We start from the raw sequence: 24,936 nt of genomic DNA on the forward strand, positions 1-24,936 counted from the left end.
AAGCAAACGATTGCATTTATAAATTTTACAAGGTGTTTCTAAGCGGCGTTATCAGGCGTTGGAATAACGTTCGGTTTCCGGCATCCAGCGCTCAATTAACGCCGCGGCCTGCTCCGGGTAGCGTTCATGAATATGGCGGGCGAGGCGCTGAACTTCCGGGATCATCGCCCGGTCGCGTAGCAGGTCGGCGACCTTAAACTCGGCGTTGCCGGTCTGACGGGTACCCAGCAGCTCGCCGGGGCCGCGGATCTCCAGATCTTTTTGCGCAATCACAAAGCCGTCGTTACTGTCACGCAGCACCTGCAAACGCATTTGCGCCGTTTTGGAGAGCGGAGATTTGTAAAGCAGTACGCAGTGGGAGGCAACCGCACCGCGACCGACGCGGCCTCGCAGCTGGTGGAGTTGCGCAAGACCAAGGCGCTCGGGATTCTCGATAATCATCAGGCTGGCGTTGGGTACGTCCACGCCTACTTCAATTACGGTTGTTGCCACCAGCAGATGCAGCTCGCCCTGCTTGAACGCCTGCATCACCGCCTGCTTCTCGGCGGGCTTCATGCGGCCGTGGACCAGCCCAACGTTCAGCTCCGGCAGGGCCAGCTTCAGCTCCTCCCACGTCGCTTCGGCGGCCTGGGCCTCGAGCAGGTCAGACTCTTCAATCAGCGTGCAGACCCAGTAGGCCTGGCGGCCTTCGTTGGTGCAGGCATGGCGCACGCGCTCGATAATCTCGCCGCGCCGCGTATCGGCAATTGCCACGGTGGTAACCGGGGTACGTCCTGGCGGCAGCTCGTCGATCACCGAGGTGTCGAGATCGGCGTAGGCGGTCATCGCCAGGGTGCGGGGGATAGGGGTGGCGGTCATGATCAGCTGATGCGGATGGAAGCCCTGCTGCTGGCCCTTCTCCCGCAGCGCCAGCCGCTGATGGACGCCAAAGCGGTGCTGCTCGTCGATGATCACCAGCGCCAGACCGTTAAACTGCACCTGCTCCTGAAAAATGGCGTGCGTGCCGACCACCATCTGCACCTGTCCACTGGCAATTGCTTCCTGTTGTGCAAGGCGGGCCTTGCCCTTCTGCTTGCCCGCCAGCCAGCCTACCTGAATGCCCAGCGGCTCAAACCAGCTACGGAAGTTGTTGGCGTGCTGCTCGGCCAGCAGCTCGGTGGGCGCCATCAGCCCCACCTGCTTGCCGTTGGCGATAGCGCGCAGCGCGGCGAGAGCGGCCACCAGCGTTTTACCCGAGCCAACGTCGCCCTGCACCAGGCGCATCATGGGGATATCCAGCGCCATATCGTGTTCGATCTCTGCCGTAACCCGCGCCTGGGCGGCGGTAGGCTTAAACGGCAGGGCCGCCAGCAGCTGGTTTTTTAACGTATCGTTGGCCTTCAGAGACAGAGCGTGGAACCGCTGCGCCCCGGCGCGCAAAGCCAGCATACTGAGGTTATGCGCCAGCAGCTCTTCCAGGATCAGGCGGCGCTGGGCGGGATGCTGGCCAAGCTCTAAGTCGGCCAGCTGTAAGGTCGGCGGCGGACGATGCAGCGTGCGCAGCGCCTCCGGCAGGCTCATCATCCCCTGCGCCAGCTCAGGCGGCAGCAGCTCGGCAATGGCGCAGGTGTCGAGCAGATCCAGCGCCTGATCGGTCAGCTTACGCAGCGTTCCCTGCTTGATGCCTTCGGTAGTGGGGTAGACCGGCGTCAGGGTCTCCTGCATCTCCGGGGTGCTGAGATCGCCCTGAATGCGGTACTCGGGGTGGATCATCTCCGCGCCGTACTTGCCGCGCTTCGCCTCGCCGTAGGCCAGCACGCGGCGGCCTGGCGAGAGGCTATTTTTCATCGCCGCGTTGAAGTTGAAAAAGCGCATCGTCAGAATGCCGCTGCCGTCGCTGATCTGGCAGGTCATCATCCTGCGACCGCCGAAGGTAACGTTGCTGTTGAGCACTTCGCCCTCGACCGTGGCGTAGACGCCCGGCAGCAGATCGGCAATAGGGTAGAGATGGGTGCGGTCTTCGTAGCGCAGGGGCAGGTGCAGGAGCAGATCCTGGACGTTCACCAGGCCGATTTTAGCCAGCTTGCTGCTTTGCGCCGCGCCAACGCCGGTTAAAGAACTGAGCGGGACAGCATCGAGCAGTTTGCCTTGCATAATCTTACCTGGCTGCCTGCATGGTGGCCCACCACGCGGCGTCGGCTTCTATTTCACCGTGCGCGTTAAGGTCGGGATAGGGCAGTCCCTTCTGCTTCGCCACGCGGGCAAGCACCGGGTAGCTGCCTTCAAACAGCAGTCGATGCTGGTCATCATCATCTATGGTGCTAGAGTCGCGAGCGTACATCCCGGCGTTCTGCCGCTGGCGCTGCGCTTCATAGAGGATCAGCGCAGAGGCGACTGAAACGTTGAGGGACTGCACCATGCCAATCATCGGGATGATAATATCCTGGTCCGCGAGGTCCAGCGCCTCTTGGGTGATACCGGTCTTCTCCTGGCCCATCAGGATACAGGTGGGGCGGGTATAGTCGATATCACGGAAATCTACGGCTTTTTCAGAGAGATGGGTAGCCAGCACCTGCATTCCCTGGCCTTTCAGATGCCCGACGGCATCGGCAATGGTGCGGTGCGTTTTGACCTGCACCCAGCTGTTACTCCCCGCAGCGGAGGAGGCCATGATGCGCATCCGGTTTTCTGGCCAGACGGCGTGTACTTCATGCACGCCGACGGCATCGGCGGTGCGAATGATTGCCGAAACGTTGTGCGGCTTATGAACCTGTTCCATGCAGACGGTCAGATCAGGCTGGCGCCTGGCGAGCATCTCACGTATACGCGCATAACGTTTCAGAGTCATAGGGCTAGTTTCGGTTACGGGTGACCTTGATCACGTCCGGCAGCACGCGGATTTTGCGCATGATATTCGCCAGATGCACGCGGTCGCGGCAGGTCAGGCGGATAAAGGCGCTATAGACGCGACCGTCCTTCTCTTCGGTATTCAGACTTTGAATATTGGAAGAGGCCGTGTTGATTGCCGCCGTCAGGTTGGCCAGCGCGCCCTGATGGTTGAACATATCAACCTTGATCTCGGTGATAAACTCCTGCGCCGTCTCTTTATCCCACTCGACCGCCATAAACTTCTCAGGCTCTTTCTGATAGCCACGGATGTTACGGCAGGACTCATGGTGAATAACCAGCCCTTTGCCGGGACTGACGTGCGCGATAATCGGGTCGCCGGGGATCGGACGGCAGCATTTTGCAAAGGTGATCAGCACCCCGTCCGCGCCCTTAATCGGCAGGTGGCCGTGGCTCGGTGCGGTAGAGACAGCGGAGGCTTCGCCCTGCTGCAGGTTTTTCGCTACCACCACGCTCATGGCGTTGCCGAGACCGATCTCCGCCAGCAGATCGTCGAGAGAGACCAGCTTCATGCGCACCAGCTCGCGCTGGATATTCTCTGATGGGATCTCCGCCAGCTTGCGGCTGCCGCCGAGGGCGTGATTCAGCAGACGACGGCCCAGGCTTACCGAGTCGTCGCGCTTGAGATTTTTCAGCATCTGGCGGATTTTGGCGCGCGCTTTCGAACTCACGACAAAGTTAAGCCAGGCGGCGTTCGGGCGTGCGCCCGGCGCGGTAATAATCTCTACCGTTTGCCCGCTGGTTAGCGGCTGCGACAGCGGGTAGGGCTGTCGATCGACGCGCGCGCCAACGCAGGCGTGGCCGATATCGGTGTGCACCGCATAGGCGAAGTCGACCGGTGTCGCACCGGCAGGCAGCTCAACGATGCGCCCTTCCGGTGTGAAAACGTAAATCTCATCCGGGAAGAGATCGGATTTAACGCTCTCGATAAATTCAAAGGAGCTGCCCGCGCTCTGCTGAAGTTCTAGCAGGCTCTGCATCCAGCGCTGGGCGCGGATCTGCGCGGTGGTGCTGCTCTCACCATGCTCTTTATACGCCCAGTGTGCCGCAACCCCCATCTCTGCCATCTGGTCCATATCCTCAGTACGGATCTGCACCTCAACCGGCACGCCGTGCGGGCCAATCATGGAGGTGTGCAGAGACTGATAGCCGTTCGCTTTTGGAATGGCGATATAGTCCTTCATGCGCCCTGGACGCGGCTTGTAAAGGCTATGCATCTGACCCAGCACGCGATAGCAGGTATCGAGATCGTGGACAATCACCCGGAAAGCATAGATATCCATGATCGAGTGAAAACGTTGCTCTTTCAGCACCATCTTGCAGTAGATGGAGTAGAGATGCTTCTCGCGACCGCTTACGCGGCAGGGAATTCCCGCCTCCTGCAAGCGCCCTTCGATCTCCGAGAGGATTTTTTGGATCATCTCTTTACGGTTGCCGCGCGCGGCCTTCACGACCTCTTTAATCACGCGGTAGCGGTTCGGGTGCAGCGCTTCAAAGCCCAGCTCTTCCAGCTCGGTTTTGATGTGATGGATACCTAAGCGGTGCGCCAGCGGACTGTAGATTTCGAGGGTTTCACGGGCGATGCGGCGACGTTTATCCGGGCGCAGTGAGCCCAGCGTGCGCATGTTATGGGTGCGGTCAGCAAGCTTGATGAGAATGACGCGGATATCCTGCACCATCGCCATGATCATCTTGCGAAAGTTTTCGGCCTGCGCCTCTTTCTTATCGCGGAAATTCAGCTTATCAAGCTTTGAAACCCCTTCCACCAGCTCGGCCACGGTTTTGCCAAACAGCTGCTCCATGTCCTGGTAGGTGGCGGGGGTATCTTCAATTACGTCATGCAGCAGGGCGGCCATCAGCGTTTCATGGTCGAGTTTCATCTCGGCCAGAATACAGGCCACCGCTACCGGGTGCGTAATGTAGGGTTCACCGCTTGAACGTGTCTGGCCCTCGTGAGCGTCACGTGCAACGAGATACGCCTGCTGGAGACGTTTGATCTGGTCTTCCGGCAGGTAGGTGCGAATCAGTTGATTCAGGCTTTCAAACAGATACAAGGGTGACCTGCAGCGTTATTAACGACGACCTTCAGCAATAGCGGTGACGGCCTGTAACTCAGCGGCTTCCTGCTCTTGCTGCTCCTGGCGCTCACGTACGTCGAGGATCTGGTTGTTGATCAGACCTTCTTCGATTTCGCGCAGCGCGATAACGGTAGTTTTATCGTTCTCTTCCGCTACCAGCGGATCTTTACCGCCAACCTGCATCTGACGAGCGCGACGCGCGGCCACCAGTACCAGGTCAAAACGGTTACCAATTTTCTCTACAGCGTCCTGAACAGTTACGCGTGCCATACTTAAAGTGCTCCACAGATGAAGAAATGACTGGGCATGATACTGAAACCCGGTTCAATCTGCCAATAGTTTGCTGATTAAAGCGTCATGTCGCTGCATTTGGCGGCCCATGCGCAGACGTTCAGCACGGATGATGGTCTTCATATCGCTGATAGCGGTATCAAAATCATCGTTCACAACCAGATAATCATATTCGGCGTAATGGCTCATTTCTGCAACTGCCTGTGCCATACGCCTGGCGATAACCTCTTCGCTATCCTGACCGCGGCCACGCAGGCGGCGATCCAGCTCCAGCTTCGACGGCGGCAATACAAAGATGCTGCGCGCCTGGGGCATTTTTGCGCGGATCTGCTGCGCGCCCTGCCAGTCGATATCGAGGAAGACGTCTACGCCCGTGGACAGCACCTGCTCGATGGCTGCCCGGGACGTACCGTAGTAGTTACCAAACACTTCCGCATGCTCAAGGAAGGCATCGTTGCTAATCATGGTTTTAAACTCGTCATGATTCACAAAGAAGTAGTGTTCACCGTGCACTTCACCGGGACGCGGCGCGCGCGTGGTATGTGAAACAGAAACCTGGGTGTCGTACAACGGTTGGGTCTTTAACAAAGCCTGAATGAGGCTTGATTTACCCGCGCCACTGGGGGCGGAAACGATATAGAGCGTGCCTTGAGCCATGAGTATCTTTTATATGTAATGAACGAACGGAAATGTCTACATACGTGCCTATTATACACGTCGACACCCTTTAACGTAGTTTTTGTCACATTTTCGCACGAGATTATTGCATTTTGCGTACTCTCTTGCCGATCCAACTCTCGTTTGCAGCAACGTTTTAAAAAGCGCTGAAGCCGCCTCGCAGCCTGACGTTTTGCCCGTCGCCTGCCGGTTCGCCACGCGCTATACCGTGCTGGTCGAGGCAAGGGAGACAGAAAATGTGGAAGCGTAGAGGATTAGCGCTCGGCTTAACCATCTGGAGCTGTTACAGCACGGCGGCCTGTCCGTCCTGGTCGCCCTTTCGGGCCCAGCTGGAGATCGCCCGGCTCCAGCGGCAGGTTACCCAGTGGAACACGGCGTACTGGCGAGAGGGGAGTAGCGGAGTGAGCGATGCGGTGTTCGATCGCCTTAGCGATCGGCTGGCGCAGTGGCAGCGCTGCTTTCTATCCCAGCCGCAGCCCGACGTCTCAGCGCCGCCCGTGAGTGGTTCGGTGCCGCACCCGGTGATGCATACCGGGGTGCGCAAGCTGACGGACAAGTATGCGCTCAAACGCTGGATGCGCGACCGCCGTGACCTGTGGGTACAGCCTAAGGTTGATGGCGTGGCGGTGACGCTGGTCTACCGCAACGGGCAGCTGGTGCAGGCCATCAGCCGTGGCGATGGCCGCAAGGGGGAGTCGTGGACTGAGAAGGTGCGCCTTATTCCGTCTCTGCCTAAACGACTTGCCGGGCCGCTGGCAAATAGCGTGCTGCAGGGCGAGATCTATCTGGCGCGTGATGGGCATATCCAGCAGCGGATGGGTGGCGTCAATGCCCGAGCAAAAGTAGCGGGCGCGCTGATGCAGCGGGGGAACTCTCCTCTACTAAATGAGCTGGCGCTCTTTGTCTGGGCGTGGCCGGACGGGCCTGCCGCGATAGAGCAGCGTCTGAAGCTGCTAAGCGAGGCCGGGTTTAGTCGCAGCGAGCGTTTCAGCCTGCCGGTAAAAAATGCGGATGAGGTTGAGACGATCCGCACCCGCTGGTTCGCCTCTCCGTTGCCCTTTGTCACCGACGGGGTAGTGATCCGTGCGGCAAAAGAGCCGGAGGGCCAGCGCTGGCGGCCCGGCGAGGGCGACTGGGTCGTGGCCTGGAAATATCCGCCCGTTGAGCAGGTTGCCGAGGTAACGAACATCCGTTTTGCCACCGGTCGCAGCGGTAAGATCGCCGTGGTGGCGGAGCTTGAACCGGTACAGCTGGATGACAAAATGGTGCGTCGGGTGAATCTTGGCTCTGTCCGCCGCTGGCAAGAGCTGGATATCGCCCCGGGTGACCAGGTGCAGGTGAGTCTGGCAGGCCAGGGCATCCCGCGTATCGACCAGGTGATATGGCGCAGTCTGGCGCGTGATAAGCCCGAGCCGCCACCTGCGCATTTCAATGGGCTAACCTGCTTTTATGCCTCACCTGAATGCCTGCCACAGTTTTTTGCCCGGCTGGTATGGCTTAGCTCGAAGCCGGTGCTGGATATTGCAGGGCTGGGCGATGCGGGCTGGCGGCTTCTGCATCAGGCGCACCGCTTTGAGCACATCTTTTCCTGGCTGGCCCTGACCCGGCAGCAGCTGGAGAACACGCCGGGGATGAGCGCAGCCAGAGGAGAACAGATCTGGCACCAGTTTAATCTGGCCCGTGAGCGGCCGTTTATCCGCTGGGTAATGGCGCTGGGCCTGCCGCTCAACCAGGCCGCGCTCAGGCTCACCGGCGACAGCAATTGGCCGCAGTTTACCAGCCGTAATGAGCTTAGCTGGCAGCAGCTGCCGGGCATTGGTGCTGAGAAGGCGCGGCAGGTGGTTACCTTTGTACACCATCCGCTGGTGCAGAGCCTCACCGCATGGCTGGCTGCGCAGGGAATAAGGGGATTTTGAGAAAGGGGGCTAGCCGATGCAGGTGATGACCGCGTCGCTAAGAAACGTATACCTGCCGCTAAAGACGGTGCCACATTTTAGCTCTGGGGTTAAGGTCTCGGTGAGCGTCAGGGTAAAGCGCTGCTCTGCTTCATCGACGTGGGTGACCTTTGCAGCCTGGAAATCAAAGTAGCGCCTCACTTCAGGCCACTGCGATTTATACAGGCTCTCTTTAGCTGAAAAGAGCGTTAGCAGCGCCTGCGGATAGGGCAGCGTTAAAGCGGATAGCAGTTTCTGCTCGTCTGGCGAGGCGAACATATCCGCCGTCTCCAGCATGATCTCGGACTGCCACTGCTCTATATCAATGCCGGGCATTAACCCCGTAGGCTCAGGCGCAACAACGACCAGTGCATATTTATCGCTGTGGGAGATACTACCCCGCCAGCCAGCTGGCCATTGAGGAACGCGGTCATCAGTGCCGATCACCGTTGAGGCTGCCTGCGCCTGCTCAAGGAGCACCTGCCCGCAGTAGCGGCTCGCCAGATACTCGGCCCTGCGCTTCGCCACCGCATTAGCCAGCACCGCCGGGAGCGGCTGCGAGAAAAGCTGGAACAGGTCGTCGCTGTAGTGCGCCCGGTCATACTCAACGAGGCAGTAGGCCAGCGCAGGCTGGTGTCTCATGTAGCCGGACTCCGCACGCCGGATAAAGGGCGGGGCGTCGAAGGTGCGAGTGGGTGAGAACATGGTGTTTGTCATGGGAGAGTAAAACGCCCCGGTATGGGGCGCTTAAACTGTTGCAGGCTGAATGCCAGATTACTCAATATTCTGGATCTGCTCGCGCATCTGCTCAATCAGCACCTTCAGCTCAATAGCAGAAGTGGTGATATCAGCATTAATAGACTTCGACGCCAGAGTGTTCGACTCGCGGTTGAACTCCTGCATCATAAAGTCCAGTCGGCGGCCTACGGCCTCTTTCTTTTTCAGAATGTTGTAGGTCTCTTTAACGTGCGCGTCGAGACGGTCCAGCTCTTCGGCCACGTCGATGCGCTGGGCCATTAACACCAGCTCCTGCTCAAGGCGGTTGTTCTCCAGCTGCACCTGAGCATCTTCCAGCTTGGCAACCAGGCGCTCACGCTGCCACTTCAGCACTTCCGGCATCTGGGCGCGTACTTTAGTGACTTCCGCGCTAACGCCCTCCAGACGCTGCTCGATCAGGCTCTTCAGCGCCTGGCCTTCGGTTTCACGGGCAACAATAAAGTCATCCAGCGCGCCGTCCAGCGCGGCGAGGATCTCAGCGGCAATTGCGTCCAGATCCTGCTCCTGAGCGGCCATCACGCCCGGCCAGCGCAGAATATCAACCGGGTTAATTTCACCCTCGTCGCTCTGCATTTTGACCCAGTTCGCGGCTGTTACTAGCTGTTTAGCCAGTTTTTCATTCAGAATCAGCTCGCTTTGCGCGCTGACGTCAGGCTCGAAGCGCAGGTTACATTCGATTTTGCCGCGGGTCAGTCGGGTGCGGATACGCTCGCGTACCACTGGCTCAAGGCTGCGGAACTGCTCCGGCAGGCGGAACCAGGTCTCCAGATAGCGCTGGTTAACCGAGCGCAGTTCCCAGACTGCGCTGCCCCATTCACCCTTGATTTCACGCCGGGCGTAGGCTGTCATACTGCGGATCATAGACGTTCCTGTTTTTAAAGAGGAGATGGGGGGATTATAGCTTTCGGGGCCTTCTCAAGATAGGAATAAGCGTATTTAGTCCGTATAATGCGCAGCCACATTCGTAGAAGCCGGAGAAATCATCATGCGTCCAGCAGGCCGTAGCGCTAATCAGGTGCGTCCCGTCACCCTGACCCGAAACTATACAAAACACGCTGAAGGTGCCGTGCTGGTTGAATTCGGTGACACTAAAGTTCTGTGTACCGCCTCTATTGATGAAGGCGTGCCGCGTTTTCTGAAAGGCCAGGGCCAGGGGTGGATCACCGCTGAGTATGGCATGCTGCCGCGCGCTACCCATACCCGCAACGCACGTGAAGCCGCGAAAGGCAAGCAGGGTGGCCGCACGCTGGAGATCCAGCGCCTGATTGCCCGCTCTCTGCGCGCTGCCGTAGACTTAAAAGCACTGGGTGAGTTTACCATTACCCTCGACTGCGACGTGATCCAGGCCGACGGCGGTACGCGTACCGCCTCCATTACCGGGGCGTGCGTGGCGCTGGCAGATGCGCTGAACAAGCTGGTTGCCGCAGGCAAGCTGAAGACCAACCCGATGAAAGGGATGGTGGCAGCGGTCTCCGTGGGCATTGTCAACGGCGAAGCGGTATGCGATCTGGAGTATGTTGAAGACTCTGCCGCCGAAACCGATATGAACGTAGTGATGACCGAAGATGGCCGGATGATCGAGGTGCAGGGCACCGCCGAGGGCGAGCCGTTCACCCATGAGGAGCTGCTCTCGCTGCTGGCGTTGGCCAGAGGGGGCATTGAATCTATCGTAGCGACGCAAAAAGCGGCGTTAGAGAATTAGTTTTTAAGGGCGACCATTGAGTCGCCCTTTTTTTACGCGTCATACTTCACGCAGCCTCTTTGTCGGCTGCCGTAAGTCACCCCAGTCACATAGTTATCTATGCTCCTGGGGATAACTTACGTTGCCTTCGCGATGCTGCGCGAATTATTTAGCGTAACCTTATATAGCGTAATAATGAAAGTGAGATGAGGAGCGAATCCATGAAACCGTATCAGCGCCAGTTTATTGAGTTTGCGCTTAACAAGCAGGTACTTAAGTTCGGCGAATTTACGCTGAAATCCGGGCGTAAAAGTCCCTATTTCTTCAACGCCGGACTGTTTAATACCGGGCGCGATCTGGCACTGTTAGGCCGTTTCTATGCCGAAGCGCTGGTGGATTCCGGTATCGATTTTGATCTGCTGTTTGGTCCTGCCTACAAGGGCATTCCCATCGCTACCACCACGGCGGTCGCGCTGGCGGAGCACCACGAGCGCGATGTGCCCTACTGCTTTAACCGCAAAGAGGCCAAAGACCACGGTGAGGGCGGCAATCTGGTAGGCAGCACGCTGCAGGGCCGCGTGATGCTGGTAGATGACGTGATCACTGCCGGAACCGCTATCCGTGAGTCAATGGAGATTATCCAGGCCAATGGCGCGACGCTGGCTGGCGTGCTGATCTCTCTTGACCGTCAGGAGCGCGGGCGCGGTGATATCTCGGCGATTCAGGAGGTCGAGCGCGACTACGGTTGCCAGGTCATTTCTATCATCACCCTGAAGGATCTGATTGCCTATCTGGAAGAGCGCCCGGAGATGGCAAACCATCTGGCGTCGGTGCAGGCGTATCGGGAAGAGTTTGGGGTTTAAGCGTTAAACCGCCCGGTGGCGCGTACGCTAACCGGGCTTACAGATTAATGTAGCTGGGCCACCATCAGCGGCCAGCGGACGTCAAAGTCGTCCGTAGGCCGGCATTTGAACTCGCTGCGTACAAAGCGCGACAGCAAACCCTCACACTGGGCCAGCAGCTGGCTCGCCAGCAGCGTTTCATCCACGCTGAAGCCCTCGCCCTCGCGCATCCTCCGCTCGCGCAGAACCTGGCGCAGCTGCGACTCAATCCGCTCAAACAGCTGGTTAATACGGCCCTGGAGGCGATCCTGTTCAAACATCAGCGCATGACCGGTGAGGATACGCGTTAGCCCCGGATTGCGTTCACCAAAGCCTAAAATCAGCTGAACGATAAGACGCAGGCGTGCCACCGTATCTTTCTCGTCTTTTAGGATTAAGTTGATACGCGTCGTCAAGCTATCTTCGATAAACTCGATCAGGCTGTCAAACATGCGCGTTTTGCTTGGAAAATGCCGATAAAGGGCCGCTTCGGAGACACCAACCGATGCAGCCAGCTTTGCCGTGGTAATGCGTTGGCTGCCATCGCTGGATTCAAGCATTAGCGCCAGAGACTGGAGTATTTCTTCGCGACGATTCCTTTTCGCGGTTTGTTTTTCTGCCATGTTTTAGACGCATCCTGGATGATATAAGGACGAGGCGAATTACTGACGCCCGGAATGGCCGAAGCCGCCTTCACCACGTTCAGAGCTGTCAAACTCCTCTACCAGGTTGAACTCTGCCTGCACCACCGGCACAAATACCATCTGTGCAATACGTTCGCCCGGCTCAATCGTGAAGCTCTCCTTGCCGCGGTTCCAGACGGAAACCATCAGCTGTCCCTGGTAATCTGAATCAATCAGGCCAACCAGGTTGCCCAGCACCACGCCATGCTTATGGCCAAGGCCCGAGCGCGGTAAAATCACGGCGGCCAGCGACGGATCGGCGATGTGAATAGCCAGGCCCGTCGGCAGCAGCGTCGTTGCGCCCGGTGCCAGCTCTACGGCGTCATCAAGACAGGCTCGCAGGTCAAGACCGGCAGAGCCGGAGGTGGCGTAGGTTGGCAGCGGGAATACTTTGCCAACCCGCGGGTCCATAATTTTAACGTCGATTTTTTTCATCATATTGCCCTCTGGAGAACCTGCCCGGTCAGGCAGGAAGAAAAGGGGGTGCTAAACAACCTGACTTCTTTTTGTTTGACCACTGTCAATACCTCTCATATTTCTGCGCGTATGTTGTCAAGCCATGAAACGCGCATACAAATACCGGTTCTATCCAACACCCGAGCAGGCTGAGCTACTGGCTCAGACGTTCGGGTGTGTGCGTTTCGTTTACAACTCAATCCTCCGCTGGCGCACCGATGCCTGGGATGAGCGTCAGGAGAAAACGGGGTATGCTCAGGCCAGCGCAAGACTGACGGCCCTGAAAAAAGAGCCGGAATTTTCCTGGCTGAATGATGTTTCCTGCGTACCGCTCCAGCAGTCGCTGCGCCACCAGCAAACCGCCTTTTCAAACTTCTTTGCCGGACGCGCCAGATACCCGACATTCAAAAGCAAGCGCCATAAACAGGCCGCAGAACTGACTACCAGCGCCTTTAAATACCGAGACGGCAGGCTGTACATGGCAAAGAGCAAAGCGCCCCTTGACGTGCGCTGGAGTCGCCCCTTGCCGTCCGTTCCGTCTACTGTCACCCTCACCAGAGACACTGCCGGACGATATTTCGTCTCCTGCCTCTGCGAGTTTGAACCTGTATCACTGCCGGTCACCGCAGCAACGACCGGCATTGATGTTGGTTTAAAAGACTTGTTCGTCACCGATACCGGATTCAAATCCGGCAATCCCCGCCATACCGCTAAATACGCGGCACGTCTGGCGCTGCTCCAGCGCCGGTTAAGCAAAAAGGCCAGAGGCTCAAAAAACCGCGCCAAAGCCCGCTTAAAGGTGGCCCGGCTCCATGCGAAAATTGCCGATTGCCGTCTGGATGCCCTGCACAAGGCCACCCGCAAACTGATTAACGAGAACCAGGTTGTTTGCGTCGAATCCCTTAAGGTGAAGAACATGATCCGCCATCCGTCGCTGTCCGGCGCGATAGCAGACGCGAGTTGGGGCGAATTTGTGCGCCAGCTAGAGTACAAAGGTGAATGGGCAGGGCGCAGCGTGGTCGCCATTGACCCGTTTTTCCCGTCCTCAAAACGCTGTAGCTGTTGCGGTTTCACCCTGCAAAAAATGCCTCTTTATGTTCGTAAATGGTCCTGCCCGGAATGCGGTGCAGACCACGATCGCGACGTCAACGCGGCCCGTAATATCAAAGCTGCCGGGCTGGCAGTGTTAGCCCACGGAGAGCCTGTAAATCCTGAACCGCATAAAGCGGCTCAGGTCCGATTCCGTGAAGTGGGAATCCCCGCCCTTTAGGGTAGGGAACAGTCAACATAACGGGTAACGATCTCGTCCAGTAGTAGTTGTCCCAGAAGTGCTTTGCGCTCAAGCGGCAAGACTTTATCGCCGTCCTGCCAGAAAAGGTGTAATGCGTTGCTGTCGCTATTAAACCCTTGATTTGCGTCAGATACGTCGTTAGCGCAGATCAGATCAAGGTTTTTGCGGATACGTTTTTGCCGGGCGTATTCTTCCACATTATTTGTTTCGGCGGCAAACCCTACCACGTAGGGGCGGTGGGTACCTAGCGCCGCAACGCCGGCAACAATATCCGGGTTTTTAACCATTTTTATTGTTATTTCATCGCCTTGCTTTTTGATCTTCTCATCGGCAACGGCGGCGGCGCGGTAGTCAGCGACGGCAGCACAGCCGATAAAAATCTGCTGCGACTGAACCCGAGCCTGTACGGCAGCTTCCATCTCCAGCGCGGTCATGACATCGACACGCGTCACCCCTGCCGGTGTCGGCAGCGAAACCGGGCCGCTCACCAGCGTCACGTTCGCGCCAAGGCGGGCAGCGGCGGCGGCAATGGCGAAGCCCATCTTGCCGGAGCTTTTGTTAGTGATGTAGCGCACCGGATCCAGCGGCTCCTGCGTCGGACCCGCGGTAATCATGATATTAAGATGTTGCAGTGTTTTGACAGGCGAAAAATGCGCTGCGGCCAGATCGACAATAGCCAGCGGGTCGAGCATCCGGCCTGGGCCCACGTCACCACAGGCCTGGCTGCCGCTGTCCGGCCCCCACTGCAGCAGGCCACGGGCGGCTAGCACGCTAAGGTTATGCTGGGTGGCGGCGTTGCGGTACATCTGCTGGTTCATCGCGGGAACCACCGCGACGGGCGACGGCGTGGCCAGGCAGATCGTTGTCACCAGATCGTTAGCCATACCGGCGGCCACGCGGGCAATCAGGTCGGCAGTCGCCGGGGCAAGGATCACCAGGTCGGCCCACTTGCCCAGCTCAATATGACCCATTGCCGCTTCGGCAGCCGGATCCAGCAGGCTATCGGAAACCGGGTAGCCCGACACCGCCTGCAGGCTCAGGGGAGTAATAAAGGCTTTGGCACCCTCTGTCATTGCCACGCGTACCTCTGCGCCGCGATCGCGCAGGCGACGCACCAGCTCTGGCGTTTTATAGGCAGCGATGCCGCCGCTCACGCCAAGAACGATTTTTTTACCGGCCAGGCTCATCATGATTCATTCCTGTTGGGGTTTCACCAGAAGGTGGGCATTTTATCACACTCTGTAAAGTGAGGTGCTTTTGCGCATCACTCCCTTTACGAGCTGCCACGCAAATGCGGAAACCGCAGATCGAGCCGCCGGTTGCGCCGTGGCAAAATAGGGTTTTTACAGGGAGGAGCGCTATGGAGACGGCTACGCCGCTGACGTCATATAAGAACGTGCCGCGTGAAAAGATGCCCCGCGAGAAGATGCTGCGCCTGGGAATTGCATCTCTCACCGACGTCGAACTGCTGGCGCTGTTTCTGCGTACCGGCACGCCGGAGCGCAGCGTGATGGCGTTCGCTGAATATCTGGTCGCGCATTTCGGTTCACTTTACGCTCTGCTCTCCGCGGATGCGGAGCAGTTTGCCGAGGTGTCGGGTATCGGCGTAGCTAAGTTTGCCCAGCTTAAAGGCATCGCCGAGCTAGCGCGCCGCTACCATGCGTCCAGCATTCAGGAGGCGCAGGTCCTGGACAGCCCGCACTCCACCAAAGCGTTTCTGCAAAGCCAGCTTGCCGACGAGCCGCGCGAGATCTTTCTGGTCATCTATCTCAACAACCAGAACCGGGTGCTCCGGCACAGCCGCCTCTTTTCCGGCACGCTGAGCCATGTTGAAGTGCATCCGCGGGAAATTGTCCGGGAAGCCATCGCGATCAACGCCGCCGCCGTGATCCTTGCCCATAATCATCCTTCAGGTTGTGCGGAACCCAGTTTTGCCGATAAACAAATTACCGAACGTGTGGTAAAATGTTGTGAATTCATGGATATCCGTGTATTAGATCACCTCGTGGTAGGCCGGGGAGAGTGGGTTTCATTTGCCGAACGTGGTTGGATTTAAACCACCCCGCGCGATCCAGCGGGATCTTTGTCTGTTCGGGACTTGAGCACACAGCCGACACAGCGTATACTACGCCACCTTTGAGAATCTCGGGTTTGGCATTTGGGCCTGGCAATCGCGAGTTCACACTGAACCGCCGTGACCGGGCCTTACAGCCTGACGAGGCGTCAAAACCCTATACGAAGCTCGAGCTAATTTGATTTTTGGAGAATAGACATGTCCCGAGTCTGCCAAGTTACTGGCAAGCGTCCGGTGACCGGTAACAACCGTTCCCACGCACTGAACGCGACTAAACGCCGTTTCCTGCCGAACCTGCACTCTCACCGTTTCTGGGTTGAGAGCGAGAAGCGTTTTGTCACCCTGCGCGTATCTGCTAAAGGTATGCGTGTAATTGATAAGAAAGGCATCGATACAGTTCTGTCTGAACTGCGTGCCCGTGGCGAAAAGTACTAAGTACTTAAAGAGGAAATAAATCATGGCTAAAGGTATTCGTGAGAAAATCAAGCTGGTTTCTTCTGCTGGTACTGGTCACTTCTATACCACTACGAAGAACAAACGTACTAAGCCGGAAAAACTGGAACTGAAAAAGTTCGATCCAGTTGTCCGTCAGCACGTTCTTTACAAAGAAGCTAAAATTAAATAAGTTTTAGTTTTCTTGTACAGAAACCCGGCTTCGGCCGGGTTTTTTGCATTCTGCGTCTCTAAGGAGGAAACATGCCTGAATTACCTGAGGTAGAAACCAGCCGCCGCGGTATAGAGCCGCACCTGGTGGGTCAAACTATCCTGCACGCGGTGGTACGCAATGGCCGCCTGCGTTGGCCCGTTTCCGACGAGATCCACCGCCTGAGCGATAAACCCGTGCTGAGCGTGCAGCGGCGGGCAAAATACCTGCTGCTGGAGCTGCCCGACGGCTGGATCATCGTCCATCTCGGCATGTCCGGTAGCTTGCGCATCCTGCCGCACGATCTTCCTGCCGAGAAGCACGATCATGTCGATCTGGTGATGAGCAACGGCAAAGTGCTGCGCTATACCGATCCGCGCCGCTTTGGTGCCTGGCTGTGGACCAAAGAGCTGGAGGGGCATAACGTGCTGGCGCACCTGGGGCCGGAGCCGCTCAGCGATGCGTTCAATGCAGAGTATCTGCAGCAGAAGTGCGCCAAAAAGAAAACCGCCATTAAACCCTGGCTGATGGATAACAAGCTGGTGGTGGGCGTGGGCAATATCTACGCCAGCGAATCGCTGTTTGCCGCCGGGATCCATCCCGACCGACTCGCCTCGTCGCTCTCTTATGAAGAGTATGCCCTGCTGGTGCAGGTGATTAAGGCGGTGCTGCTGCGCTCGATAGAGCAGGGCGGGACAACGTTAAAAGACTTTCTGCAAAGCGATGGGAAACCGGGTTATTTCGCCCAGCAGCTGCAGGTTTACGGACGTAAAGGCGAACCCTGCCGCGTCTGCGCAACGCCAATTGTGGCGACCAAGCACGCCCAGCGCGCGACCTTCTACTGCCGCAATTGCCAGAAGTAGTCGCATCACGTAAATACTGCTATCACCTGTAAGTGTGTTTATGTGTCTGAGCTGCAAACCGCACCGTGCCCACCGTAGGCCGGGCAAACGCAGTGCCGCCCGGCATTGCAGCGTCAGCAGAGTAACGCCCGGTGGCGCTGACGCTTACCGGGCCTACGCAGTGCACCCTGCTCACCGTAGATCGGGTAAGGCGTAGCGAATCCTACTTAAGCTTCTCCATCAGCGCCTGGTGCACGTTTGGCGGCAGGAAGTCCGTAACGTCGCCCTGATGGCGCGCCACCTCTTTGACCAGCGATGACGAGATGAACGACCACTCTTTGGCGGGCATCAGAAAGACGCTCTCCAGCTCCGGCATCAGGTGGCGATTCATATGCGCCAGCTGGGTCTCATACTCAAAATCCGCCACCGCCCGCAGACCACGGATCAAAATGGTCGCCTGCTGGTCGCGGGCAAAGCTCGCCATCAGATCGCTGAAGCCAATGACCTCAACGTTTTCAAGATGGGCGGTAGCTTCCTGCGCCAGGGCAACGCGCTCATCCAAAGAGAAGAGCGGCTTTTTGCTCGGGCTGGCGGCAATCGCCATGATAACCCGATCGAACATGCCCGCGGCCCGGGTGATGATGTTGATATGGCCGTTGGTGACCGGATCGAAGGTGCCCGGGTAAATAGCGCGCTTTTGCATATAAAAACCTTAATGGGCTTTTGGTGGCAGATAGGGTTCCAGCAATTGTAACAGACGCTGTAGCGCACCCTGGTTTTGATAGAGCACCTCTACCGCATGGCGACCGTAAAAGTTGCGGTAGTCTTCATCGGTCAACAGGGAGGCGACCTCTTTGCTCAGCGAGGCGACGTCAGCAACGGTGATCAAACCATCCGCCTGGCTCAGACGAGCGCAGATATCTTTAAAGTTAAACGTATGCGGCCCCATCAGCACCGGAATAGCATGCGCAGCGGCCTCCAGCGGGTTATGCCCGCCGCGTTCTACCAGTGAGCCACCAACAAAGGCGAGATCGGCAATGCCGTAGAGCAGCATCAGCTCGCCCATTGTATCGCCCACCACGACCTGGGTACTGCTGGAGGGGACCTCGCCGGATGAGCGGGTGATGTAGCTCAGGCCCGCCTGACGCACCAGGTTGATGGCGTCCGGGAAGCGTTCCGGATGGCGTGGAACCAGAATCAGCAGCAGGTTAGGAAACTCGCGCAAAAGTGCCTGGTGCGCCTCGATAACAATGCTCTCTTCGCCCTCGTGGGTGCTGGTGGCAATCCAGACGGGGCGGTGCGGCGCCCACTGGCGGCGCAGCGTCACTGCCCGGGAAGCAAGCTGCGGCGTCACAGAGATATCAAATTTCAGGCTGCCGGTGACGGTGAGCTGGTTACGCTTTGCCCCAAGGGCAATAAAGCGCTCGCCATCCTCTTCGTTCTGGGCAGCAATGAGCGTGATTCGGCGCAGCAGAGTGCGAATAAAATCGCCCAGCTTTGCATAGCCTTTAGCGGAGCGCGCAGAGAGACGGGCGTTGGCGATCACCAGCGGGATCTGGCGTTTGTGCAGAGCGGCGATCAGGTTTGGCCACAGTTCGGTCTCCATCACCAGCACCAGCTTCGGATCCACGGCGTTTAGAAAACGATTGAGCGCGTCCGGCAGATCGTAGGGCAGGTAGACGTGCTGCACGTCGTTGCCAAAAGCGGAGAGCACGCGCTCCGAGCCGGTCGGGGTCATCGTAGTGACGGTAATCGGCAGATCGGGATAGCGGTGGCGCAGGGCGCGAACCAGCGGAATGGCCGCCAGGGTTTCGCCTACGGAAACGGAGTGCATCAGAATGCCGCCGGGCTTAAGCGGTTTCTTATAGAAGCCGTAACGCTCGCCCCAGCGTTTGCGGTAGGCCGGTGCTTTGCGACCACGCACCCAGAGACGCAGCCAGATAAACGGCTGAATCAGGTAGAAAAGAGTGGTGTAAAGCAATTGAAGCATAGTACGCAACTGGCTGATGGATGTGCTGGGAATTCTATGTATTTAGCTGCATCAATGCCATTACTTTTGCCGAATTCGCTGCAAATCCCCTCTTCCGCGGGCGATGAATCCTAAATCGCTTACTTTTTTGTAGTATTTTTATAAAGTTAGTTGAAATCAGCGGGTTGCTGAAAAAACATTCGTGTCGGCTTAGACAGCAAAAAATGCTACACTAGCGCGCAAAAATGGGCGCGTTACGGTGCACGGGCAGCGGGTAAGCCTGGGCGGTAGCGTGCTTATTGTTATCTATACTGGTCATCATCAACGGATAAGAGCCGCTTGTGGAAAAGCCATTTCAAAGAATTCTGCTGATAAAAATGCGGTTTCATGGGGATATGCTGCTCACGACGCCCGTCGTAAGCACCCTGAAACGCCGCTACCCTGATGCGAAAATCGACGTGCTGCTCTACCAGGATACGATCCCCATCCTGTCAGAAAATGCAGAGATCAACGCGCTCTACGGCCTCAAAAATAAAAAAGCCAACGCCGGAGAGAAAATCGCCAACTTTGTGGATGTGCTCAAACAGCTGCGCGCCAACCGTTACGATCTCATCATCAATCTGACTGACCAGTGGATGGTCGCTGCGCTGGTGCGCTGCCTGCCTGCCCGCGTCAAAATTTCGCAGGCGTTCTCCCATCGGCAGGCGGCTTTCTGGCGTAAAAGCTTTACCCACCATGCGCCTGTCGTTGGCGATCACATTGTTGAGCGCAACCTGTCGGCCCTGCGTCCGCTGGGGATCACCGAAGATTGCCGCGAGCTGACCATGAGCTATACCGGACAAAACTGGCAGGCGATGCGCGAGCAGCTGAACGCTGCTGGGGTAGGGGAGCACTATGTGGTGATCCAACCTACGGCGCGGCAGGCCTTTAAGTGCTGGGATAACAGCAAATTCTCGCAGGTTATCGATGCGCTGCATCATCAGGGCTATGAGGTGGTGCTCACCTCCGGGCCTGGCGCGGACGACCTGGCGTGTGTGGAAGAGATTGCTGGCGCCTGCGCAACGCGACCGGTCACCGCGCTGGCGGGGAAAACGCGTTTTCCCGAGCTGGCCGCGCTGATCGACCACGCCGCGCTGTTTATCGGCGTCGACTCCGCGCCCATGCATATCGCCGCGGCGGTAAAAACCAAAATCATTGCCCTGTTTGGCGCAACCGATCATATTGCCTGGCGTCCGTGGTCAGATGACGCCGTCGTGCTCTGGGCCGGGAATTACCAGCCGATGCCGACGCGTGACCAGCTCGATCGCAACCGGCGCTACCTCTCTGTGATCCCTGCGGAGGAGGTCATTGCCGCAGCCCGGAAGCTGCTTCCGTCGCTTAACGCTGCCGGGTCGGCGGGTGGCTCGCTATGATTATTGCCTTTTGTCTCTATAAATACTTCCCGTTTGGCGGGCTACAGCGCGATTTTATGCGCATTGCCCGGACGGTAGCAGGGCGCGGCCACCAGGTACGGGTCTATACCCAGTCCTGGCAGGGCGAGTGTCCCGAGGAGTTTGAGCTGATTGTCGTTCCGGTCAGGAAACGCACTAATCACGGGCGCAACGCCGAGTACTATCAGTGGGTAACAGCGCATCTTGCCCAGCATCCGGTGGCGCGGGTCGTGGGCTTTAACAAGATGCCAGGCCTCGATCTCTACTATGCGGCAGACGTCTGCTATGCCGAGAAGGTGGCGCAGGAGAAGGGCTTTTTCTACCGTCTGACGTCACGCTACCGTCACTACGCGGCCTTTGAGCGAGCAACCTTTGAACAGGGCAAAAAGACGCAGCTGCTGATGCTGACGGATAAGCAGATTGCCGATTTCCAGCGCCACTATCACACCGAGCCTGAGCGCTTTCATATTTTGCCGCCCGGCATCTATCCCGATCGCAAATACAGCCAGCAGATCCCCGATAGCCGTCATATCTACCGGGAAAAAAACCGCATCGGCGCGGATCAGAACTTTGTCCTGCAGGTGGGGTCAGATTTTAACCGTAAGGGTGTGGCGCGCACTATCGAGGCCATCGCCGCGCTGCCTGATGCCGTGCGGCAAGATACGCTGCTGTTTGTCGTCGGGCAGGATAAACCTGGACCCTTCGCTGCCCTTGCCGCAAAGCTGGGCATAAAAGAGAATGTACACTTCTTTGCCGGACGCAGCGACGTGGCGGAGCTGATGGCAGCAGCGGACCTGCTTGTGCACCCTGCAAAACAGGAGGCGGCGGGCATTGTGCTGCTGGAGGCGGTAGCGGCAGGGCTACCGGTGATTGTCACCGAGGTCTGTGGCTACGCGCCCTACATAGCGAATGCCCGCTGTGGCGTAGTAATTAACGAACCGTTTTCGCAGGCAGCACTGAACAAGACGCTGGCCGATGCGCTGAGTACGCCGTCGTGCCTGAGCGAGTGGGCGGCCAACGCCCGTCACTATGCGGATACGCAGGATCTCTACAGCCTGCCGGAAAAGGTGGCTGATATGATAACGGGTGAAGTGAATGGTTGAACTGAAAGAGCCGCTGGCCACCTTATGGCGCGGTAAAGATGCTTTTGCCGAAGTGAAAAAACTGCAGGGCGATGTGTTTCGCGAACTTGAAACGCGCAGAACGATCCGCTTTGAGCTGGCCGGCAAGAGCTACTTCCTGAAGTGGCACCAGGGCACGTCGGTAAAAGAGGTGGTCAAGAATCTTTTCTCTTTGCGTCTGCCGGTGCTGGGGGCCGACCGGGAGTGGAACGCTATTCACCGCCTGCACGAGTGCGGCGTTGACACCATGCACGGCGTGGGCTTCGGGGAGAAAGGGGCCAATCCGCTGACTAAGACCTCGTTTATCATTACCGAGGATCTCACCCCGACCATCAGCCTCGAAGATTACTGTGCCGACTGGCGCGTGAATCCGCCCGATCTGCACGTGAAGCGCATGCTGATTCGTCGCGTTGCTACGATGGTGCGCAAGATGCATCAGGCTGGCGTTAACCACCGCGACTGCTATTTATGCCATTTTCTGCTGCACCTGCCTTTTTCCGGAGAGGAGCGGGATTTAAAACTGTCGATTATCGACCTGCACCGGGCGCAGATCCGCCGTCGTGTTCCGCAGCGCTGGCGTGATAAAGACCTTATTGGCCTCTACTTCTCCTCGGTCAATATCGGTCTGACGCAGCGGGATATTTTACGTTTTATGAAGATCTATTTCGCCACGGATTTGAAGGCGATATTTAAGAGTGAAGGGCAGTTACTATCGTCATATGAGCGTAAGACTCATAAGATCGTAACGCATTCGCAGCGCAATAACTTGTAGCGCTTTTTTACAGCTGATTGTCAGTTTTATGATGGGTTTTAATATGATAGCCGTTCAGTCTTTAGCGAATCTTTCCGCTAAAAAAGTGACCACCTCGCTTCTGCTTTTCTGTTTCTGCGTTCTGTGCTTCGTCTGGCCGATTGAGAACTCAAATCTGCCTGCCAACCGCAACCTGTTTATCTACCTTAGTTTGGCAATGACGCTGTTTCTCTATTTTAAAAAGCAGGGCATGCCGCTGGCGCATAACGCGACATCGCGTATGCCGATCTATATACTTGCTGGCCTGCTGGCATTTACCTTGCTGAACGGGTTATTTGTTGCCCCGGATCTTAAGCAGATGTTCCGCAGCTGGCAGGGGCAATATCTGCGCGCCGGGCTGCTCTTTTTCATCGGCCTGCTTATCTACTCCTTTAGCGCCAGCTGTTTTCGTGGCTTGAGTAAAACCCGCTTTCTCTCTTTAGTGGTGCTCTGCTCGCTGGGCGTCATATTTATCCATGTCATCCAGACTGCCTTTATGTACCTGCGTAACGGCTATATTGACTGGGGCGTGACCTGGATTGTCCGCACGCGCACCGAGATGAGTTTCCAGATTAACTTCATCTGCGGCATTCTCTTTGCCGAGCTGCTTTCCCGTCTGTTCCTGCACCGCAAGTTTTTAATCTTTAAAACCAGCCTGCTGCTCTTTTTCATTGCCATCTGCTTTGTCGCCACTGCGTTAGTCAATACCCGCTGGGGAACGATCGGTTTAATTGGCAGCACTATCTCTATCTGCATTTTTATCGCCGCCAAAATGCTCAGCCGGGACAATCGTAAGAAGATGCTGTTAACTGGGGCCGCGGTGGCGCTGATGGTTGCCGCCGTAGGCTACACCTCGTGGACCCAGGATCCACGCTGGCAGAGCCTGAGCCAGGATGCCGTCTCCGGGTGGAACCTCTCAGTGGATAACCGCTGCTACGACGGCTTTAAAGGACCAACGCTGCAGGACAGCACCGGCCGGGTGCTGGATGAGTCTAACGCCTGCCGTTCAACCTTTTTCCATCAGGGCTGGAAGCTGGTATTCGAAAACCCCTTCGGCACGGGCCCACGAAAAGATGCTTTCCTGGTGCTGTTACAGAAGGCTTACCACGATCCCACCATTGAGCAGGAAAATAGCCACTACGGCGTCATCGATTTTGCGCTGCAAAACGGCTTTATTGGTCTCGTGGGCTGGTTATGCTTTGTTATCTCGTTAATTGTGGTTGGCTGGAACGCGTTTTCTAAAAAGCTAATCATGCCAGGTCTCTTTTTATCGTTAATGGCGGTAAGTTTCCTCTTCCGCTCCAGCGTAGATAATATGTTAAGGGATCACTTCTTAGAGCAGTTTATGGCCTTTACCGGCCTGATGATTGGCTTGATCGTGACTAAAGATAAAAACAGCGTACCAGGGAGTGCGTCATGAAGGTTCTGATTATTCGTCGCGATAACATTGGCGATCTGATTCTGACCACGCCGCTGATTGCGACCATTGCCCGCGAAACGGGGAGCAAGGTCGATCTGCTGGTCAATACCTACAACAAGCCGGTGCTGGATAATAACCCGCACGTAGGCAACGTATTTCTCTACAGCAAGCTGCACCACCGCAGCAAAGGGACGTCGGCATTAAGCGTTTTGTGGCAGCGGTTAAAAACCATTATCGATCTGCGCCGCGCACGCTATGACGTGGCGATTGTTGCCAAAGAGCGCTGGGATAAACGTCCGCTGCAGTGGGCAAAGCTGGCAGGGGCGAAAAAAATCATCGCTATTGGTAACGACTGCCCGCCTGAAGTGACCGACGCGCTGCCGGAGTCAACTCAAAACGAGCACCTGGTGAAGCTGCTGGCGCGCTTAGCCGAGCCGCTGGGCATCACCGCTGAGCCTGGCCCGCTGGAGCTGTACGTGCGGCCTGAAGAGACGGCGGCCATTAAGCAGAAGATTAATCTTCCCAATGACGGCCTGCCGATCTATGGGTTACAGATTAGCTCCCGCCGGCCCGAACAGCGCTGGCCGGTGGAGAACTTCGTCGCTCTGGCGCAGCGGCTTACTGCTCAGCAGCCGTGCCATATCCTGCTCTTCTGGTCCCCGGGCAGCGCGGATAACAAACTGCACCCGGGGGATGATGAGAAGGCGCGCTATATCATTGATAACTGCCAGGGCGTGTCGCTGATCCCGGTCGTCACAGCCAATATCCGCGAGCTGATGGCGGGCATGTCGCTGTGCAATCAGATTGTTACCAGCGACGGCGGCGCGCTGCACATTGCCGCAGGGGTGCATAAACCGATTGTTGCGCTATTTGGCAACAAAGCGGCGTGGCTCTGGACGCCGTGGGCCGTACCGCATGAACTGCTACAGGGTGAGGGCTATGATGTCCGCAACATCCCGGTTGATGAGGTGTATAATGCCTTCATTCGTCTGCAGGAACAGCGTTAATAGA

At 57.2% G+C, this 24,936-nt stretch carries 25 protein-coding genes; 13 read left to right on the forward strand and 12 right to left on the reverse strand.

Features of this window, described 5'->3' with window-relative positions; translation table 11 throughout:
- Nucleotides 1–51: 51 nt before the first annotated feature.
- Genes recG through gmk form a run of 5 tightly spaced genes read right to left on the reverse strand, consistent with a single transcriptional unit; the run spans nt 52 to nt 5,912 of the window.
- On the reverse strand, nt 52–2,133 hold the full coding sequence (gene recG / locus RTX96_RS05460; RefSeq protein WP_312670438.1) for an ATP-dependent DNA helicase RecG: 2,082 nt from the start codon (nt 2,131–2,133) through the stop codon (nt 52–54).
- Nucleotides 2,134–2,137: 4 nt separating this feature from the next.
- Complete coding sequence (gene trmH / locus RTX96_RS05465; protein WP_103820517.1) at nt 2,138–2,827, reverse strand: tRNA (guanosine(18)-2'-O)-methyltransferase TrmH; 690 nt, start codon at nt 2,825–2,827, stop codon at nt 2,138–2,140.
- 4 nt (nt 2,828–2,831) lie between these two features.
- Complete coding sequence (spoT, locus tag RTX96_RS05470) at nt 2,832–4,940, reverse strand: bifunctional GTP diphosphokinase/guanosine-3',5'-bis pyrophosphate 3'-pyrophosphohydrolase (RefSeq protein ID WP_103820516.1); 2,109 nt, start codon at nt 4,938–4,940, stop codon at nt 2,832–2,834.
- Between the two features lie 18 nt (nt 4,941–4,958).
- The gene (rpoZ, locus tag RTX96_RS05475; RefSeq protein ID WP_031523238.1) at nt 4,959–5,234 is read right to left on the reverse strand and encodes a DNA-directed RNA polymerase subunit omega; all 276 of its coding nucleotides are present in this window, start codon (nt 5,232–5,234) and stop codon (nt 4,959–4,961) included.
- A 54-nt stretch (nt 5,235–5,288) separates the two neighbouring features.
- Nucleotides 5,289–5,912: a guanylate kinase gene (gene gmk, locus RTX96_RS05480; RefSeq protein ID WP_103820515.1), complete on the reverse strand. Its 624-nt coding sequence runs from the start codon at nt 5,910–5,912 to the stop codon at nt 5,289–5,291.
- A gap of 257 nt (nt 5,913–6,169) precedes the next feature.
- On the opposite strand from gmk, the gene ligB reads away from it, so the two are divergent.
- Nucleotides 6,170–7,849: an NAD-dependent DNA ligase LigB gene (gene ligB, locus RTX96_RS05485; protein WP_312670439.1), complete on the forward strand. Its 1,680-nt coding sequence runs from the start codon at nt 6,170–6,172 to the stop codon at nt 7,847–7,849.
- Nucleotides 7,850–7,858: 9 nt separating this feature from the next.
- Here ligB and RTX96_RS05490 read toward each other — a convergent pair whose 3' ends face one another.
- Both RTX96_RS05490 and RTX96_RS05495 read right to left on the reverse strand, forming a co-directional pair.
- Nucleotides 7,859–8,572, reverse strand: coding sequence for a 4'-phosphopantetheinyl transferase superfamily protein (locus RTX96_RS05490; RefSeq protein WP_312670440.1), 714 nt, complete (start codon nt 8,570–8,572; stop codon nt 7,859–7,861).
- 69 nt (nt 8,573–8,641) lie between these two features.
- Nucleotides 8,642–9,505: a YicC/YloC family endoribonuclease gene (locus RTX96_RS05495; RefSeq protein ID WP_103820512.1), complete on the reverse strand. Its 864-nt coding sequence runs from the start codon at nt 9,503–9,505 to the stop codon at nt 8,642–8,644.
- Between the two features lie 124 nt (nt 9,506–9,629).
- Here RTX96_RS05495 and rph point away from each other — a divergent pair, with 124 nt between their 5' ends.
- Together rph and pyrE are read left to right on the forward strand one after the other, a co-directional pair.
- Nucleotides 9,630–10,346 (forward strand): ribonuclease PH, encoded by a 717-nt coding sequence (gene rph / locus RTX96_RS05500; protein WP_103820511.1) that lies wholly within the window; start codon nt 9,630–9,632, stop codon nt 10,344–10,346.
- Between the two features lie 200 nt (nt 10,347–10,546).
- Nucleotides 10,547–11,188, forward strand: a complete 642-nt coding sequence (pyrE, locus tag RTX96_RS05505; protein ID WP_103820510.1) for an orotate phosphoribosyltransferase — start codon at nt 10,547–10,549, stop codon at nt 11,186–11,188.
- A 44-nt stretch (nt 11,189–11,232) separates the two neighbouring features.
- Here pyrE and slmA read toward each other — a convergent pair whose 3' ends face one another.
- Nucleotides 11,233–11,829, reverse strand: a complete 597-nt coding sequence (gene slmA, locus RTX96_RS05510) for a nucleoid occlusion factor SlmA (protein WP_312670441.1) — start codon at nt 11,827–11,829, stop codon at nt 11,233–11,235.
- A gap of 39 nt (nt 11,830–11,868) precedes the next feature.
- On the reverse strand, nt 11,869–12,327 hold the full coding sequence (gene dut, locus RTX96_RS05515; protein ID WP_181016632.1) for a dUTP diphosphatase: 459 nt from the start codon (nt 12,325–12,327) through the stop codon (nt 11,869–11,871).
- A gap of 121 nt (nt 12,328–12,448) precedes the next feature.
- Here dut and RTX96_RS05520 point away from each other — a divergent pair, with 121 nt between their 5' ends.
- The gene (locus RTX96_RS05520) at nt 12,449–13,615 is read left to right on the forward strand and encodes an RNA-guided endonuclease TnpB family protein (protein WP_312670442.1); all 1,167 of its coding nucleotides are present in this window, start codon (nt 12,449–12,451) and stop codon (nt 13,613–13,615) included.
- On the opposite strand, the gene coaBC is transcribed toward RTX96_RS05520, so the two are convergent.
- On the reverse strand, nt 13,612–14,823 hold the full coding sequence (coaBC, locus tag RTX96_RS05525) for a bifunctional phosphopantothenoylcysteine decarboxylase/phosphopantothenate--cysteine ligase CoaBC (RefSeq protein WP_312670615.1): 1,212 nt from the start codon (nt 14,821–14,823) through the stop codon (nt 13,612–13,614). The genes RTX96_RS05520 and coaBC overlap by 4 nt on opposite strands.
- Before the next feature lie 173 nt (nt 14,824–14,996).
- Between coaBC and radC the strand changes: the two genes are divergently transcribed.
- From radC to mutM, 4 genes are all read left to right on the forward strand, one after another.
- Nucleotides 14,997–15,692 carry a RadC family protein gene (gene radC / locus RTX96_RS05530; protein WP_103820508.1) on the forward strand — a complete coding sequence of 232 codons (696 nt, stop codon included), beginning with the start codon at nt 14,997–14,999 and terminating at the stop codon, nt 15,690–15,692.
- A gap of 216 nt (nt 15,693–15,908) precedes the next feature.
- Nucleotides 15,909–16,145 (forward strand): 50S ribosomal protein L28, encoded by a 237-nt coding sequence (gene rpmB / locus RTX96_RS05535; protein ID WP_002436699.1) that lies wholly within the window; start codon nt 15,909–15,911, stop codon nt 16,143–16,145.
- A 22-nt stretch (nt 16,146–16,167) separates the two neighbouring features.
- Nucleotides 16,168–16,335, forward strand: coding sequence for a 50S ribosomal protein L33 (rpmG, locus tag RTX96_RS05540; protein ID WP_003024094.1), 168 nt, complete (start codon nt 16,168–16,170; stop codon nt 16,333–16,335).
- 71 nt (nt 16,336–16,406) lie between these two features.
- Entirely contained in the window at nt 16,407–17,216 is an 810-nt protein-coding gene (gene mutM, locus RTX96_RS05545; RefSeq protein WP_312670443.1) for a bifunctional DNA-formamidopyrimidine glycosylase/DNA-(apurinic or apyrimidinic site) lyase, read from the forward strand.
- Between the two features lie 202 nt (nt 17,217–17,418).
- Here the strand turns inward: mutM and coaD are convergent, their stop codons facing one another.
- Both coaD and waaA read right to left on the reverse strand, forming a co-directional pair.
- Complete coding sequence (coaD, locus tag RTX96_RS05550; protein ID WP_103820506.1) at nt 17,419–17,898, reverse strand: pantetheine-phosphate adenylyltransferase; 480 nt, start codon at nt 17,896–17,898, stop codon at nt 17,419–17,421.
- Between the two features lie 9 nt (nt 17,899–17,907).
- On the reverse strand, nt 17,908–19,185 hold the full coding sequence (gene waaA / locus RTX96_RS05555) for a lipid IV(A) 3-deoxy-D-manno-octulosonic acid transferase (protein ID WP_103820505.1): 1,278 nt from the start codon (nt 19,183–19,185) through the stop codon (nt 17,908–17,910).
- Nucleotides 19,186–19,505: 320 nt separating this feature from the next.
- Between waaA and rfaQ the strand changes: the two genes are divergently transcribed.
- The 5 genes from rfaQ to RTX96_RS05580 are packed head-to-tail and all read left to right on the forward strand — an operon-like array spanning nt 19,506 to nt 24,932.
- Nucleotides 19,506–20,576: a lipopolysaccharide core heptosyltransferase RfaQ gene (gene rfaQ, locus RTX96_RS05560; RefSeq protein WP_312670444.1), complete on the forward strand. Its 1,071-nt coding sequence runs from the start codon at nt 19,506–19,508 to the stop codon at nt 20,574–20,576.
- Nucleotides 20,573–21,697 (forward strand): glycosyltransferase family 4 protein, encoded by a 1,125-nt coding sequence (locus RTX96_RS05565; protein WP_312670445.1) that lies wholly within the window; start codon nt 20,573–20,575, stop codon nt 21,695–21,697. Before rfaQ ends, RTX96_RS05565 begins: the two co-directional genes overlap by 4 nt.
- Entirely contained in the window at nt 21,690–22,487 is a 798-nt protein-coding gene (gene rfaP / locus RTX96_RS05570; protein WP_312268379.1) for a lipopolysaccharide core heptose(I) kinase RfaP, read from the forward strand. Before RTX96_RS05565 ends, rfaP begins: the two co-directional genes overlap by 8 nt.
- A gap of 43 nt (nt 22,488–22,530) precedes the next feature.
- Nucleotides 22,531–23,925, forward strand: coding sequence for an O-antigen ligase family protein (locus RTX96_RS05575; protein WP_312670447.1), 1,395 nt, complete (start codon nt 22,531–22,533; stop codon nt 23,923–23,925).
- The gene (locus RTX96_RS05580) at nt 23,922–24,932 is read left to right on the forward strand and encodes a glycosyltransferase family 9 protein (RefSeq protein ID WP_103820500.1); all 1,011 of its coding nucleotides are present in this window, start codon (nt 23,922–23,924) and stop codon (nt 24,930–24,932) included. Before RTX96_RS05575 ends, RTX96_RS05580 begins: the two co-directional genes overlap by 4 nt.
- Nucleotides 24,933–24,936: the final 4 nt, after the last annotated feature.

Origin of the sequence: Pseudescherichia sp., from assembly GCF_032052675.1 — a bacterium.
In the GTDB taxonomy this organism is placed as follows: Bacteria; Pseudomonadota; Gammaproteobacteria; order Enterobacterales; family Enterobacteriaceae; genus Pseudescherichia.